General features: G+C 37.9%; 8 protein-coding genes. 4 read left to right on the top strand and 4 right to left on the bottom strand.

Features of this window, described 5'->3' with window-relative positions; translation table 11 throughout:
• Nucleotides 1-35 precede the first annotated feature (35 nt).
• The gene (locus tag OQ267_RS09475; RefSeq protein ID WP_088302309.1) at nt 36-419 is read right to left on the bottom strand and encodes a VOC family protein; all 384 of its coding nucleotides are present in this window, start codon (nt 417-419) and stop codon (nt 36-38) included.
• Between the two features lie 281 nt (nt 420-700).
• Here OQ267_RS09475 and purL point away from each other — a divergent pair, with 281 nt between their 5' ends.
• Nucleotides 701-4,411 (top strand): phosphoribosylformylglycinamidine synthase, encoded by a 3,711-nt coding sequence (gene purL / locus OQ267_RS09470; RefSeq protein WP_265835761.1) that lies wholly within the window; start codon nt 701-703, stop codon nt 4,409-4,411.
• 227 nt (nt 4,412-4,638) lie between these two features.
• On the opposite strand, the gene OQ267_RS09465 is transcribed toward purL, so the two are convergent.
• Nucleotides 4,639-5,472, bottom strand: a complete 834-nt coding sequence (locus tag OQ267_RS09465) for an energy transducer TonB (RefSeq protein WP_265835690.1) — start codon at nt 5,470-5,472, stop codon at nt 4,639-4,641.
• Between the two features lie 202 nt (nt 5,473-5,674).
• Between OQ267_RS09465 and OQ267_RS09460 the strand changes: the two genes are divergently transcribed.
• The 3 genes from OQ267_RS09460 to OQ267_RS09450 all read left to right on the top strand — a co-directional run bounded on the left by OQ267_RS09460 (nt 5,675) and on the right by OQ267_RS09450 (nt 10,640).
• On the top strand, nt 5,675-7,849 hold the full coding sequence (locus OQ267_RS09460) for a glutamine synthetase III (RefSeq protein WP_265835689.1): 2,175 nt from the start codon (nt 5,675-5,677) through the stop codon (nt 7,847-7,849).
• Between the two features lie 691 nt (nt 7,850-8,540).
• Nucleotides 8,541-9,722, top strand: a complete 1,182-nt coding sequence (locus OQ267_RS09455; protein WP_265835688.1) for an AIR synthase related protein — start codon at nt 8,541-8,543, stop codon at nt 9,720-9,722.
• 123 nt (nt 9,723-9,845) lie between these two features.
• Nucleotides 9,846-10,640, top strand: coding sequence for a S1/P1 nuclease (locus OQ267_RS09450; protein WP_265835687.1), 795 nt, complete (start codon nt 9,846-9,848; stop codon nt 10,638-10,640).
• Nucleotides 10,641-10,742: 102 nt separating this feature from the next.
• On the opposite strand, the gene OQ267_RS09445 is transcribed toward OQ267_RS09450, so the two are convergent.
• Together OQ267_RS09445 and OQ267_RS09440 are read right to left on the bottom strand one after the other, a co-directional pair.
• Nucleotides 10,743-11,963, bottom strand: coding sequence for a M12 family metallopeptidase (locus tag OQ267_RS09445; protein ID WP_265835686.1), 1,221 nt, complete (start codon nt 11,961-11,963; stop codon nt 10,743-10,745).
• A 390-nt stretch (nt 11,964-12,353) separates the two neighbouring features.
• Entirely contained in the window at nt 12,354-15,707 is a 3,354-nt protein-coding gene (locus OQ267_RS09440; protein WP_265835685.1) for a TonB-dependent receptor, read from the bottom strand.
• Between the last annotated feature and the right edge of the window lie 284 nt (nt 15,708-15,991).

The raw sequence follows: 15,991 nt of genomic DNA, 5'->3' as shown, positions 1-15,991 counted from the left end.
ATCTTTACAACTCCACATCTACTACCTGACCGGCTTTATACCTCATACAACTCCAGCGGCAAACCATCCGGATCAGCAAAAAAGGTAAATTTCTTTCCTGTAAATTCATCTACCCGAACAGGTTCTGTTGTAATGCCCTGATGTTGTAGCCTGGCTATTTCGGCTTCTATATCATCTACTTCAAACGCCAGATGCCTTAGGCCCTGCGCCTCTGGCTTAGATGGCCTGGCTGGTGGATTTTCAAAGGAAAAAAGTTCAATCTGATATAAGCCGTTCACCGCCAGATCCAATTTATATGATTTCCGCTCTTCCCGATAAACCTCAGCAAGAATGGTAAAACCCAGCTTGTTTACATAGAAATCTTTTGATTTTTCGTAGTCAGCGCAAATAATGGCAATATGATGAATTCGGTTGAACATCTTGAAATGAGTGAATTTGAATGATAGAATGTAGCAAAGTTGCAGAAAATGATTCAAATTTTTACCATAGCAACCTCAAGCGACAAAACACAGTTTTCTAATTTATTGCACCATACCTGATGATTTTACATTAGCCATTCCTAACTCTCTCATTCAATCATTTGATCATTCAATCCTTCATTCATTTCTGGGCGTTATTTCTCATTTCCTATTCAATATTTCCGCTACTCTCTCCACAATCACGTCATTATTTCCACATTTGCTCATTCTATCCCACAATCATTCAATCATTCGATTTAAAAAACCTAAATTTGCAACTTCAAAAAAAAAGCATGATTCATTTCTTCCTTAATCAATCGCAGGCGGTTTTTGCACTACAAACAGACAAATCGCTTAGTATCAATGATATTACTAAACTCGAATGGTTGTTCGGCGGCGCCAAAATCTCACCAGAAACTGTGCTCAGCGGCTTTTTCGTCGGACCAAGGGCAGCCATGGTTACCCCCTGGAGCACCAATGCGGTAGAGATTACGCAGAACATGGACATACAGGGCATCATCAGGATCGAGGAGTTTAAAGCTGTTGCAGAAGATTTTGCAGATTATGACCCGATGCTTTCGCAAAAATACGGCAAACTTGACCAGGATGTATATACCATTGATATTAAGCCTGAACCTGTTTTAGAAATTACAGACATTGCAGCCTATAATAAACAGGAAGGTTTATCCTTAAGTGATGAAGAAGTTGAATATTTAAATTCATTAGCTACCCGATTAGAAAGACCTTTAACGGATTCAGAAGTCTTTGGTTTCTCACAAGTAAATTCAGAACATTGCCGGCATAAAATATTCAACGGAAAATTTGTGATCGATGGCGTGGAGCAACCTACTTCATTATTTAAACTGATCCGTAAAACTTCAGAAGAAAACCCTAACGATATCGTTTCTGCCTATAAGGATAATGTGGCTTTTATAAAAGGTCCGACAGTGCAGCAATTTGCGCCAAAAAGAGCTGATATTCCAGATTATTACGCTACCAGTAATTTTGATTCGGTGATTTCATTAAAAGCAGAAACACATAACTTCCCGACCACTGTTGAACCTTTTAATGGTGCGGCAACAGGTTCTGGTGGCGAAATCAGAGATCGTTTAGCTGGCGGACAAGGCTCTTTACCTTTAGCCGGAACCGCAGTTTACATGACGGCACTTTCCAGATTGGAAGAAAACCGTCCCTGGGAAAAAGGTGTGGAAGAAAGAGCATGGCTGTATCAAACCCCAATGGATATTCTGATTAAAGCATCAAACGGCGCTACAGATTTTGGAAATAAATTTGGCCAGCCACTCATTACAGGTTCGGTTTTAACCTTTGAACACGAAGAGGACGCTCGCAAATTAGGTTTCGATAAAGTGATCATGCTTGCCGGAGGTATTGGTTATGGCAAAGCCAGTCAGGCGCAAAAACTGAAACCACAGGAAGGTGATAACATTGTGATCCTGGGTGGTGAAAATTATAGAATTGGCATGGGCGGTGCAGCAGTTTCATCAGCTGATACTGGTCAACACGGATCGGGTATTGAACTCAATGCGATTCAAAGATCAAATCCGGAAATGCAAAAACGTGCGGCCAACGCCGTTCGGGGCATGGTCGAGAGCGAACACAACTCAATCATCTCTATTCATGACCATGGTGCAGGAGGCCACCTAAACTGTTTATCAGAACTGGTGGAAGAAACAGGTGGATTAATCAATCTGGATAAATTACCTGTGGGCGATCCTACCCTTTCGGCAAAGGAAATTATCGGTAACGAATCTCAGGAAAGAATGGGATTGGTAATTGGCAACGAACACATCGAAACTTTACAAAAAATTGCTGATCGCGAACGCTCACCGATGTATACCGTTGGTAAGGTCACCGGCGATCATCGCTTTACTTTCAAATCTGAAACTTCTGGCATTAAGCCGATGGATTTAGAATTGAAAGACATGTTTGGTAGCTCGCCGAAAATTGTAATGGATGATCAAACTATTGATCGCAAATACGATGAAGTTGTTTATAACAAAGCTGATTTAAATACTTATTTAGAGCAGGTTTTACAGTTAGAGGCGGTGGCATCGAAGGATTGGTTAACCAACAAGGTTGACCGTTGTGTAGGTGGCCGCGTAGCCAAACAGCAAACTGCTGGTCCATTGCAGTTGCCATTGAACAACTGTGGCGTAATGGCACTTGATTTTCAGGGAAAAGAAGGCATTGCCACTTCAGTAGGCCATGCACCACTTTCTGCCTTGATTGATCCGGCAGCCGGCAGCCGCAATGCCATTGCCGAATCTTTATCCAATATTGTTTGGGCACCATTAAAAGATGGACTGAAAAGTGTTTCACTCTCCGCAAACTGGATGTGGGCCTGTAAAAATGAAGGTGAAGATGCCCGTTTATATGCCGCTGTTAAAGCCTGTTCTGATTTTGCAATTGGTTTAGGCATCAACATCCCAACCGGAAAAGATTCGCTTTCCATGAAACAGAAATATAAAGATGGCGATGTGATTGCCCCCGGAACGGTGATTATTTCTGCAGGTGCCAATTGTAATGATATTACGAAAGTAATAGAGCCTGTATTGCAAAAAGACGGTGGTTCGATCTATTACATCAATCTTTCAAACGATACCTATAAATTAGGTGGTTCATCTTTTGCACAAATTCTAAATAAAATCGGAACGGAAACACCTGATGTTAAAGATGCGGATCTGTTCTCGAAAGCATTCAACACGATACAACAGTTAATAAAAGAAGATAAAATTCAGGCCGGACATGATATCGGTAGCGGTGGTTTAATTACAACCTTACTGGAAATGTGTTTTGCTGATCGTGATTTAGGTGCATCAATTGATCTTTCTGCTTTAGGTGAAAAAGATATTGTTAAATTATTATTTGCTGAAAATATTGCCCTGGTTTTCCAGGCCGACGCATCAGTAGAAGATACGTTAACCCATGCCGGTGTTAATTTTCACAAAATTGGAAAGGTCACATCTTCAGCTGCTCTTGAGGTGAAGAATGGAACAGATCATTTCAATTTTGAAATCAATCATTTACGTGATGTCTGGTTTAAAACATCATACTTATTAGACAGCAAGCAAACCGGTAACGGATTAGCAAAAGAACGTTACGACAATTATAAGAATCAGGTATTAAAATATAATTTCCCGCCACAGTTTGACGGAAAAAAACCGGCTATTGATGCTTCAAAACCTCGTCCTAAAGCCGCGATTATCCGTGAAAAAGGAAGTAACTCTGAGCGTGAACTGGCGAACGCCATGTATCTGGCAGGCTTTGACGTGAAAGATGTACACATGACCGACTTAATCACAGGTCGCGAAACCCTGGAAGATATTCAATTTATCGGTGCCGTTGGTGGTTTCTCCAACTCTGATGTTTTAGGATCAGCTAAAGGCTGGGCTGGTGCCTTTTTATACAATGAAAAAGCAAGAGTGGCTTTAGAGAAATTCTTTGCCCGCCCCGATACTTTATCTGTAGGTATCTGTAATGGCTGTCAGTTATTTATAGAACTTGGTCTGATTAACAAGCAGCATGAAGACAAACCAAAAATGCTGCATAACAAGAGTGGCAAGCACGAAAGTATTTTCACTTCACTAACCTTACAGGAAAATAATTCGGTAATGCTTTCTACACTGGCTGGTAGCACGTTAGGTGTTTGGGTATCGCATGGCGAAGGAAGATTCTCGTTACCATATACCGAAGATCGGTATAAAATCGTGGCCAAATATGCTTACGAAGGTTATCCTGCAAGTCCGAATGGTTCTGATTATAATACGGCGATGATGTGTGACGAAACTGGCCGCCATTTGGTCATGATGCCACACATTGAGCGTTCCTTATTCCAATGGCACTGGGCCAACTACCCTGCCGGCAGAAAAGATGAAGTATCGCCTTGGATCGAAGCATTTGTAAATGCCAGAAAATGGGTAGAAGAAAATTAGAGGCTTAATTGCTACATCACTTTAAATAGATTGAAATAACATGATAAAGGCTTGAGCAAAACTCAAGCCTTTTGTTATCGTCACACCATTTTTAAATGTGCAATTGGCGATATTTTCGTATTGCATTATCCTGAATCAAGTTAAGGAAGACAAAACATTCCATTAATCCAACATCTCCCCAACTAACCGTCTACACCATTAACCAATGCCCCACCTAACCCTTCCTGCTACATTAAATTAAAATTAATCGGCATATTATACCTTACCCTTACCGGAATTCCTTTATTTTTTCCGGGTTTCCAGAGTGGAGATTTTTTAATCACTTTCATGGCTTCCTCATCGCAGCCATAACCTATGCCTCTTAATACTTTAACATCAGTGATCGAACCATCCCTTTCCACAACAAAACTGACAAATACCTTACCTTGAATGCCATCTTCCTGTGCCTGGGAAGGATAGCGTAAATTGCGCTCCATATATTTTGCAAAGGCCTTCATTCCGCCTGTAAATTCTGGATATTCATCCACACCCATGCCCTCTATAATTGCATTCGAATCGCCATTATCTCCTTTAGCCAATCCATCGCCGTTACCAGTGGCTACAGCAGTATTGACGACCAGGTTTGGCTTAACTTCACCCGCCTGGGTTTTATCACTGATTACAGCATCCTGCATGTCTTTAATACTGGGCGGTTCAGGAAGTTCTTTTTTGTCTACGACCACAATTTTAGAGGATACCGCTACGGTTTTCACTTTCACCGGATCTGATTTTACAGGTTTAGCCTTTTTTTCAGGTTCAGTCTTTTTCATCTGGTGGATCACATTATCCAGTTCCACTACCTTTGGAGCATCAGCAACTTCAACGACAGAAGGAAACATTTTGCTGTAAACTAAAGGCGCAAAGCCGGCAAAAAGAAATAAACCTGCAGACACCAGCAGGGCTTTAGTCATGATCTTAGCAGATTTAGATCTTAATTCATAGGCGCCATAAGTTTTGTTGCGGTTAGCAAATACAAGATCGAGCCACTCGGTTTTGTACACATTGATTGATGAATTGAACATAGCTTTTTAGTTTTAAGCATGATGTAGCAAAATCAACAATTCCATAAAACAGTTAAAAAATCTGCTTTCTTTACCAAAAATGAAATTTTTGATCGCTGAAACATTTTTTTATTTCATATTCAATAAAATTCACATATTTCTTGCGATTGTTTTATAAAAATTAATAAAATATCCTATTTTTGACAAAAAACATAACAAATTAATGAAAAGCTTAAGAACCATCGCATTAAAAGAGGCTCAAAACAGAATTTCACCAGAAGTTAAATCACCATCTTCAAAAATTTCTGATTTTTTTGGCGCTAATGTATTTGATAAGAAAAAAATGAGAGATTTCTTATCTAAGGACGTGTATGAAAAATTAATCTCATCCATTAACCAGGGCGAGTTAATTAATTCTGACGATGCTAACCAGATTGCTACGGCCATGAAAGCTTGGGCAATGAGTGCTGGTGCAACGCATTACACGCACTGGTTTCAACCACTAACCGGTACAACAGCAGAAAAGCATGATTCATTTTTTGAGCCAAGTGGCGATGGTGCTATCGAAAAATTTGCCGGTAGTGCATTGGTTCAGCAAGAGCCTGATGCATCCAGTTTCCCTAACGGCGGTATCCGTAATACTTTCGAAGCACGTGGTTATACCGCATGGGATCCTTCTTCTCCAGCCTTCATTATGGAAAGCAAAGCAGGTAAAACACTTTGTATCCCGACTGTTTTTGTATCCTATACCGGTGAAGCATTAGATTATAAAGCACCATTATTAAAAGCATTAGCAGCACTTGATAAAGCAGCTGTAGATGTTTGCCAATATTTCGATAAAAGCATTACTAAAGTGAATGCATCTTTAGGTATCGAACAAGAATATTTCCTGGTTGATGAGTCTTTATTCAACGCCCGTCCGGATTTATTGTTAACCGGCCGTGCTCTATTTGGACACATGTCTGCCAAAGGTCAGCAATTAGAAGATCACTATTTCGGATCAATTCCTGAGCGTGTGTTCACGTATATGGTTGACTTCGAAAATGAAGCTTTAAAATTAGGTATTCCGTTAAAAACCCGTCACAATGAGGTGGCACCATCTCAATTTGAATGTGCGCCTATTTATGAGGAAATCAATTTAGCGATTGACCACAATCAGTTGTTAATGGATTTGATGGAAAAAGTGGCCCGCCGTCACCATTTCCGTGTTTTATTACATGAAAAACCATATGCAGGAATCAACGGTTCAGGTAAACATAATAACTGGTCGTTAATTACAGATACCGGTAAAAACTTATTGGCACCAGGTAAAACACCTAAAAATAATTTAATGTTCCTGGCTTTCTTTGTGAATACCATCAAAGCCGTTAGCGAGCATGCTGATTTATTACGTGCCAGTATTGCATCAGTAAGTAATGATCACCGTTTAGGTGCTAACGAAGCACCACCGGCAATCATTTCTATCTTCCTGGGTTCGCAACTGAACGATGTGTTAGATGAAATTGAGCACTCACGCATCAGCAAAAAAATCAAAGAAGATAATGCCCTTTGGTTAGGTATCCCTAAAATTCCACAGATTTTATTGGATAATACTGACCGTAACCGTACCTCTCCTTTCGCCTTTACAGGAAATAAATTTGAGTTAAGGGCAGTAGGTTCTTCGGCTAACTCTTCAGCACCAATGACGATTTTAAATGCAATCATGGCTGAGCAGTTAACCAAATTCAAAGTGGAAGTAGATAAACTGATCAAAAAAGGGGATAAAAAAGATATCGCTTTATTAACAGTAATTAAAAAATACATCAAAGAATCTAAAGCTATCCGTTTTGAAGGAAATGGTTATAGCCAGGAGTGGGAAGATGAAGCGGCAACCCGCGGTTTATCAAACATCAAAACAACGCCTAAAGCCCTTGATGCTTATTTAACGGAAAAATCTGCTGAATTATTTGCCACAACTGGTATTTACAGCGCCCGTGAGATTCATGCCCGTCATGAAATCATGTTAGAGAATTTCTACAAAAAATTACAGATCGAAGCCCGTGTAATGGGTGAAGTAGCCAATACGGCCATTATTCCGGCTGCAATTGCTTACCAGAACTCATTAATCGAGAATGTAAAAGGATTGAAAGACTTGGGTATTGAAAGCAAATCTTCTCTTGATATTGTAAAAAAACTATCTGAGCATTTAGATATCGTCAAAGCCAATATCGATGCCATGTTGGAAGAGCGTAAAGTAACCAACAAAATCGAAGATACACGTGAGAAAGCAATTGCTTACGATGAAAAAGTGAAGTCTTACTTTGATACGATCCGTTACCATGCAGATAAATTGGAGCAGATTGTTGATGATAGTGTTTGGCCTTTACCAAAATTCAGAGAATTATTATTCATGAAATAAGAAAGGCATAAGCTAAAAGGTATAGGGCGTAAGGTGAAAACTTTACGCCCTTTTTTATTAGATCATTAATCATTGTTTCGTTAGTGATTGGTTGCCTTTGCAAGTAAACTGTCAAATGAAAACTGTAAACTGGTTAATCGATTAATTATTAAAACTGGTTACTGTTATCCCACATTATAACGTCCTCCTGAACTTGGTTCAGGAGCTGATTGAAAAGTGGTTTACGTTTATAAAGGTTTTTTTGGAAAGCAATACCTGTGCTCATCCGATAAAACAGTCCTGCTTTCCTTTCTGCTTTAAATTTTTCACCATCTTTTTTAATTCGTCGTTTACAGCATCCATGCAATCAGGTTTATTTAACATAGGTCAAGGCAGGGCAGGGAAAAAACCGCCACAATGAACGAACCCCGGTAAACTAAGCCCGATTGTACGGATGCCGTTTTAACCGAGAGTTTTTAATACACGACATTTAAAACGGCAGGAGGAAAAGCGGGGCTGCAGGCTCCTATGAAAAACTACCTTTCACTTCCAAAACCTTTTTCAATATATTGTTAAGAAAAGCCGTGCAGGTAAAAGCCTCTACTCCACACCGATATTTGATCTATTAACTCCAGACTTCTGACGCCCGACTTCAGACTTTCTATCTTCTACCCTTTTACCTTCCACCTTAAAAAACTATCTTTGCCGCAACATGAGTGATAACAGGTACAATCAGCGCGGCGTTTCTGCCTCAAAAGAAGATGTGCATAATGCCATCAAAAATATCGACAAAGGAATTTTCCCAAAAGCATTCTGCAAAATCATTCCTGATATTTTAGGTGGTGATGAGGCTTTCTGCAATATCATGCATGCAGATGGTGCAGGTACGAAATCATCACTGGCTTATGTTTACTGGAAAGAAACCGGTGATATGTCAGTCTGGAAAGGTATTGCTCAGGACGCCATTATCATGAATCTTGACGACCTGATTTGTGTGGGTGCTACAGATAATATCCTTTTGTCTTCAACCATCGGAAGGAATAAAAATCTAATTTCAGGAGACGTGATTGCTGCGGTGATTAACGGAACTGAAGAAATTCTGGCTGATCTCCGGGGGCAGGGAATTTCCATCTACTCAACAGGTGGCGAAACAGCTGATGTTGGCGACCTGGTCAGAACCATTATTGTAGATTCTACCGTTACCTGCAGGATGAAACGTGACGAGGTGATCAGCGATGACAACATTAAAGCTGGAGATATTATCGTGGCTTTGGCTTCATCCGGACAAGCCACCTACGAAACGGAATACAATGGTGGAATGGGATCAAACGGATTAACCTCTGCCCGTCACGATGTTTTTGAGAAATCAGTAGCAGACAATTATCCGGAAAGCTTTGACCCAGCGGTACCTTTTGATTTGATCTTCTCTGGTCAAAAGAAATTAACGGATGAAATCGAAATTGAAGGTTTTGGTAAAATTACCGTAGGAAAGCTGGTTTTATCCCCTACCCGTACGTATGCGCCGGTGATTAAAAAAATATTAGCCAAACATCGCCAACAAATTAATGGTATCGTTCATTGCAGTGGTGGTGCACAGACCAAAGTATTACACTTCATCAATGAGGATATCCATGTCATCAAGAATAACCTGTTCCCTGTTCCGCCGCTATTTAAACTGATACAGGAACAATCAGGCACAGATTGGAAGGAAATGTATAAGGTATTTAATATGGGCCACCGCATGGAGCTTTATGTACCACAAGAGATTGCTGAAAGTATTATCGAGATCTCAAAAAGCTTTAACATTGATGCACAGGTGATCGGCCGTGTAGAAAAAGGTGACCGGAAACAGGTAACCATCGAAAGCGAAAAGGGGACTTTTATTTATCATTAAGATTTTACATTTAAATATCGGATAGGCTTTGGATAAAACCCAAAGCCTATTTTTTATTGGAGGAGAATTGTAATATTTCTAAGTCAGGAAAAACCCGTCGGTACAGATTAATATCTTCGTAGCATGAAAAGAATAATTGTTGGATGCGTACTAATATGTACAGCCATCTTTTTGAGCTCTTGGGGATTTTTCGGACACAAAACTGTAGCTTCCATTGCAGAAAAACACCTGAATGATGGGGCTAAGCAAGCCATTAAAGAACTGCTTGGCCAAGAAACATTAGCAGATGTTGCCTCCTGGGCTGATGAGGTTCGCAATCAACCAGAATACAAGAATACAGCCGGATGGCATTTTGTGAATCTTCCCATGGGTTTAAGCCGTCGAAAATTCAAAGACGCTATTGAAAGCTTAAAAAATGAAAACTTGTTGACAGCGCTGACATTGAATGAATCGGTCATCAAAAATCCAAACGCCACTAAAGACCAAAAAATAATTGCTTTAAAATTTATTGTGCATTTAGTTGGAGATGCGCATCAGCCCATGCATGTAAGTCGGGCCGAAGATAAAGGTGGTAATACCATCCAGGTGCAGTTTGATGGAAAAGGAACGAATCTTCACAGCCTTTGGGATAGCAGGTTATTAGATCACCAGGGGCTTAGCATGACACAGCTTGTGGCAAAAGATGATGTGGGTAAATCCAGAATAAGAAAATGGCAAAGGGCCACCCCTACCGACTGGTTATTTGAAAGTTACAAAATCAGTTCCAAGCTTTATCAGGAAGTGGAGAAGAATAATAAATTAGACGATGCTTATTACCAATCGCATATTGCTATTGCAAATAAAAGAATAGAGATGGGCGGGATCCGTTTGGCTGGGGTATTGAATGAGCTGTTTAAAAATGGAGTTAGCTATAAATAGGAATGATACACGCATATAGTAAAAACAGTCTTATCTTTTAAAAACTGAAAGGCTTTGGAATTAAAAATCCAAAGCCTTTTCTTGTAATTAAATTAATAACTATCAATTATACCTAGCTACACCAAATCCATTTAATATACCTACATTTCCAAGACCATCATAGAAACTACCTGCCTGCATACCCATGCTTCCATTATAATGTATACTTGTAGATACTGGCCATAAGCTTACACTTGATGATCCGCGAGGAGCAGTGATTTCATAATACATTCCATATGTGGTTCCCTGTTCTGAATATTGGTATTGAGTTTTGGTATAATTTACTCCAAATGATATATCTCTTTGTATTTCAAAAGGGATAGTAAAAGATGGATCACTGTAAAACCTGACTTCATAGATTGAATCATATACATCATTCCAATCATCTTGTTGATATACCTCGTTACCTAAATATACAATTCTATAATATATAATAGAATAAAGAGCAGTTACCCCTGCAATATCTCCTTGTGAGAGGTAATAGTTATTATTCCAGATAGAACCATCTTTTCTGGTCATTTGTGGTGAGGTATTTCCGTTTAAACTTACTTCAGGTGCATAAGAACGATATAGCATAATAGAATTAAAATCAAACGTTCCATTTTCAGAACCAGCAATTCCATGAGCACTATATATATCATACTGAGATCTCCAACTCGAGCTAATATTATTATAATTTACATTAATAAACTGATCACGATCTGCTCTAGTTTGCTCGTGCATAAGACCTACTGCATGTCCTATTTCATGAATTACGGTACTTAATGCTGCATTTGCGTCCAACTTAATTTCTTGTCTACCACCAACCATTCCTAATTGAGAAGATCCTCCACCCTGCTCGGGAGTACCTGCAAAATCCACATAATTATTTTGATTAGTTCTTTGAACAAAGCGTATTAGCGTATTCGCTTCCCAATGATTTATGGCATCCACAATATATGAATGCTTACTAGGATTATTAATAGTATAATACACAATACCACCAGGCCACAATTTTTGAAGTTCATTAGTAAAGGTACTCTCAGTTGTCACAGTTTTATCATCACCGATTTTGTTACATTCAAGATATGCGATTTGATTTTTAGACAAAATTACATCTCCTCCTACAACATATTCTCCTCTATTATTAATCACAACGGTAACCTGCCCGCCATTTTTAAGATGATAGACGATAACCTTCCCTAAAGCGACTTTCTGTTCTGGAGACTCTAAAGTATTTGATTCCTTTTTACAAGCACTTACCAGTAAAACCAAAAGTGCCAATGTGTAATAAATTTTTTTCATGTAAATGATTTAAATAGTTAATCCTTATTAATTACATAAACAATAAAAAATCTGAGAAAAGCGCAGGAATTTAGGTTGATGATTTATTAGAACGGAGGTGGGTATATCATTAATACTAACAATACATTTAAGTTCTAATGATGGGAATTAGTTTTTTTCCACAAAGAGAGATGCACATTTTTCTATGATAGTTTTTGTTTTCCAAAAACTAAAGTAAATACACTGAATAAACAATTCCACTTTTTTACATATAGTGATCATTTTATTACACGAACTGCAAATTAATCATCAATTTTAATAAATAAATAAATACTATCAAATAAGATTTTGAAAAACAAAAAGCCCCGACAAAAAAGTCGAGGCCTTGAAAAATTGGTATTTTAGATAGTATTAGTTAAAATTATAGCGAATACCAAATTGCATGTAATAAGTTGATAAGATTGTTTGGGTAGTTCCAAATGTATCTCTGATTACGTCACCACCTGCTGTATTCAATCTAAAAGTTGGTTTGGTTGTATTGTTAACCTGAGTGGAGTTTGTTGGCACTAATACTGATGTATTGTTTACAAAATTTCTATTTCCCCACTTACGATTCAATAAGTTACCTACATTAAAGATATCAACTGTGAATTGGAATGAATTTTTAGTATTGCCAAAATTTTTAAAAACTTCCTGCGTTAATCTTAAATCAAATTGATTTCTCCAAGGTAATGTTGCTCCATTACGTTTTGCATATTCTCCTCTATGTTCGCTTAAGTATTTATCTTGCGCAATATAATTTTCAAATATTTGACTTTGTTCTTGAGCACTAAAAGTCCTTACTGTTCCATTACTTTGTGTAACGTTTTGAGCTACAAAATCAATCTCACTTGCATTTCTAGGAATATACATTAAATCATTACCATTTACACCATCACGATTGAAATCAGCTCCATAAGTATAAGAGAACCTTCCTTGTTGAGCTCCTTCATAAAATACAGATACATAAGTAGCTAAATTTTTTAAAAATTCCTTACGGTAAGATACACTAGCAATAATACGATCTGGAGTAAGGTTATTAGAATAACTTAATGTTGGCTCATTTGGATTACCTGCTGTTTGTGGGATTGACCATAAGTTACCTAATTGATCTCCAGCTCCATCACCATAATTTCTTTGATCAGAACGTGTATAAGCAATCATTGCTGAAACTCCACTATTAAATTGTTTAGTCAATTGAGCAGTAAGTTGCCAGTTGTAACCTCCTTTTGCGTTCGTCATTTCTGTAACGTTTAACGCACTAGTACCATTTGTAGTAGGTATACCTGCTGAATTGATATCAACTACTTGTCTACCAGCAACAGAATTTGGAAACATAGGTCTTGTATCGCCATAACCTGAAATGGCTAAATTAGTAGGATCTTCAAGGTTTACATTTTTAGCTACAGCTACTCTTAAATCTTTTCCATAAATCCCCTCTAATGTACCAACGATACCCCAAGGTAATTTTGCATCAATTGCTAAACTTGATTTCCACGTTTGAGGGAATTTCAAGTCAGGAGACATTACACTAATTGTACCTGGTATAGAAGTTCCGGCTGCAGGTTTAGTAGCAGTTAATAAGTTTGGTGCAATACTTGGATTAAACAAAGGCACATTATTACCAGAATACACTTGTAAGTATTGCAATAATCCAGCATCGCTAGACTGAGAAACAATCCATACGAAAGGTACACGGCCAGTAAAAATACCAGTACCACCACGAACTTGTAGTGAACGATCACCCATTACATCCCAGTTAAATCCGAAACGAGGAGAATAAGAAAGTGTATTTCCTGGTAATACACCAGTATCTACTTTTTTACCATTGGCAAAAGTTTGAGCAGCAACTAGTGGGTGTGTTTGTATTTCTGTAGCATCAGGATAAGTTGCCTGTTCTATACGTAAGCCTGCTGTTAATTTTAAACGATCTGTAACTGTAAATTCATCCTGTAAATAAGCTGAATATTGTGCAAATTTAAAACTTGGATAAGCCTGTGATCCATCTGCTGTTAGCGGATAGGTTACTGAATATTGTAATGGTGCTCTATTGTTTTTGAAATCATCCCATGATTTAAAAGTATAAAAACCAGTACCAAAACGTTGGAAACCATTTTTTGTAGTACTAAATTCTGCTTGTAAACCTAAAGTAATGTTATGTTTTCCTAATGCTAAACTTAAGTCATCACTATAAGTATAACCTTTAACATCTCTTAAGTTACCATAAGTAAATGGCTCATATCCAAAAGTAGTTAATACGTTACCAGCGTTAGCATTTGTTTGTGTTCCATCTAAAATATCAACTAAAGGAAATGGAGAACTATCAGAATTTCTTGGGTCATTCTGGTGTGAATAAGTTACACGGGCAACGTTGGTAATTTTACTACCAAAGTTTGAGTTTAATTCTGCTACAGCTGAATATAGGTTTGCTGCTTGATAATAATTAGAATTATAGAAAGGCATACCTGCGTTACGAGTAGTTCCTGATCTAACGTTATTATAAGACAATGTACCTGTTACCCCTGAATTGGTAACTGAAGTACTTGCAAATGATGGAGTTTGACTTTCTACCTGATTGTAACGAACACTGAAACGATGATTTTTATTAATGTTCCAATCTAAACGGGCAAACATTTTTTCATTATCGCTCACATTCTGGTAACCTTCATAAGGACCTGTTTGATAACCATAACGATTATTTAAATAGGATGACACTTCATTTAAGAAAGACCTGCTTGCCTGAACAACATTTGGATTTGAAGGAGAATATGGAGTTTCAGGAGTTGCCGCTAAACGCTGCGTTCCAGCTTCAATAGTGTGCTTTTTCTCATAGTTAACAAAGAAGAATAATTTATCTTTTACGATTGGGCCACCTAGGCTAAATCCATAATTTTTCTCATCCAATGGTTGTAAAGTTGGAATTCTATAAGTATCTCCAATTCTTTTACCTTGATTATCTTCTGTTCTCATGGTATAGAATGCATTACCACTGAATGTATTTGTACCAGAACGTGTAACGGCTGTAACAGAACCACCGGTAAAGCCAGTCTGACGAACATCAAATGGAGTTACATTAATGGAGATTTGCTCTAATGCATCGATTGAAATCGGAGAACCTCCTGCAGGAATGTTCTGACCGATACCAAACTGATTATTAAAGTTAGCACCATCTACAGTAAAGTTATTCGAACGGTAGTTACCACCACCAATTGAAGTACCATTTGCTTGTGGCGTTAAACGTGTTAAATCATTTACACTACGTGTAATGGTTGGTAAACTTTGAATTTGCTGTTTTCCAATAACTGTAGAAGTTCCGTTTCTGTTAGAATTTAGAATACTATTTGTACTTTGACCTGTAACTTTCACTTCATCTAGTGTTGAACTATTATCAACTAATTCAAGATTAAGCAAATATGGCTCACCTAACTTTAAATAAATGTCGGTTAACTTAGCTGGTTTATAACCTACAAAACTAACCTCAACGGAGTAAGGTCCGCCAACCCGCATTCCACCAATAGTAAATCTACCATCACCGTTTGTGGAAACAGTGTAAACAGAACCTGTTGGGGTATGTGTAGCTTTTACGCTTGCTCCAGGTAAGGTGCCTTTTGCATCCCTGATAGTACCCGTCATTGATGATGTAGTTACCTGCGCATTGGAGACAGATACAAAACCTACAAAAGCAAGAACAATTACTACAATTTTTAATAGTAAAGTTTTTTTCATCCTTTGTTTTTTAATGTTTTTGTTGTTGAATAATAAATTGGGGTGATTTTATTGCTGCAAATGTATGTATTAAAATTTAACACATTTTAACATCCAATGTTAAATTTACGTTAACAAACACAAAACTTTTCAACAATTCAGCTCTTCATTTAACACCATAACTTTCACTTTATCAAAGGATTGCTTAAACAACTAAATAATTAACATAAAACTGAATTAAAACTTAAAAATAATGCAGCAAATCCTAAATAAATCTGACAGTTCCCTAATAATCGTTCTTAACG

This window comes from Pedobacter sp. MR22-3, assembly GCF_026240075.1.
Taxonomy (GTDB): Bacteria; Bacteroidota; Bacteroidia; order Sphingobacteriales; family Sphingobacteriaceae; genus Pedobacter.
This window is presented reverse-complemented; position numbering and strand designations above follow the sequence as displayed.

What these genes read in the sequence shown, in the direction of transcription:
- OQ267_RS09455 (WP_265835688.1), top strand. Translation starts at nt 8,541, where the DNA reads ATGAGTGATAACAGGTACAATCAGCGCGGCGTTTCTGCCTCAAAAGAA.
- OQ267_RS09460 (WP_265835689.1), top strand. Translation starts at nt 5,675, where the DNA reads ATGAAAAGCTTAAGAACCATCGCATTAAAAGAGGCTCAAAACAGAATT.
- OQ267_RS09450 (WP_265835687.1), top strand. Translation starts at nt 9,846, where the DNA reads ATGAAAAGAATAATTGTTGGATGCGTACTAATATGTACAGCCATCTTT.
- OQ267_RS09440 (WP_265835685.1), bottom strand. Translation starts at nt 15,707, where the DNA reads ATGAAAAAAACTTTACTATTAAAAATTGTAGTAATTGTTCTTGCTTTT.
- OQ267_RS09445 (WP_265835686.1), bottom strand. Translation starts at nt 11,963, where the DNA reads ATGAAAAAAATTTATTACACATTGGCACTTTTGGTTTTACTGGTAAGT.
- OQ267_RS09475 (WP_088302309.1), bottom strand. Translation starts at nt 419, where the DNA reads ATGTTCAACCGAATTCATCATATTGCCATTATTTGCGCTGACTACGAA.
- OQ267_RS09465 (WP_265835690.1), bottom strand. Translation starts at nt 5,472, where the DNA reads ATGTTCAATTCATCAATCAATGTGTACAAAACCGAGTGGCTCGATCTT.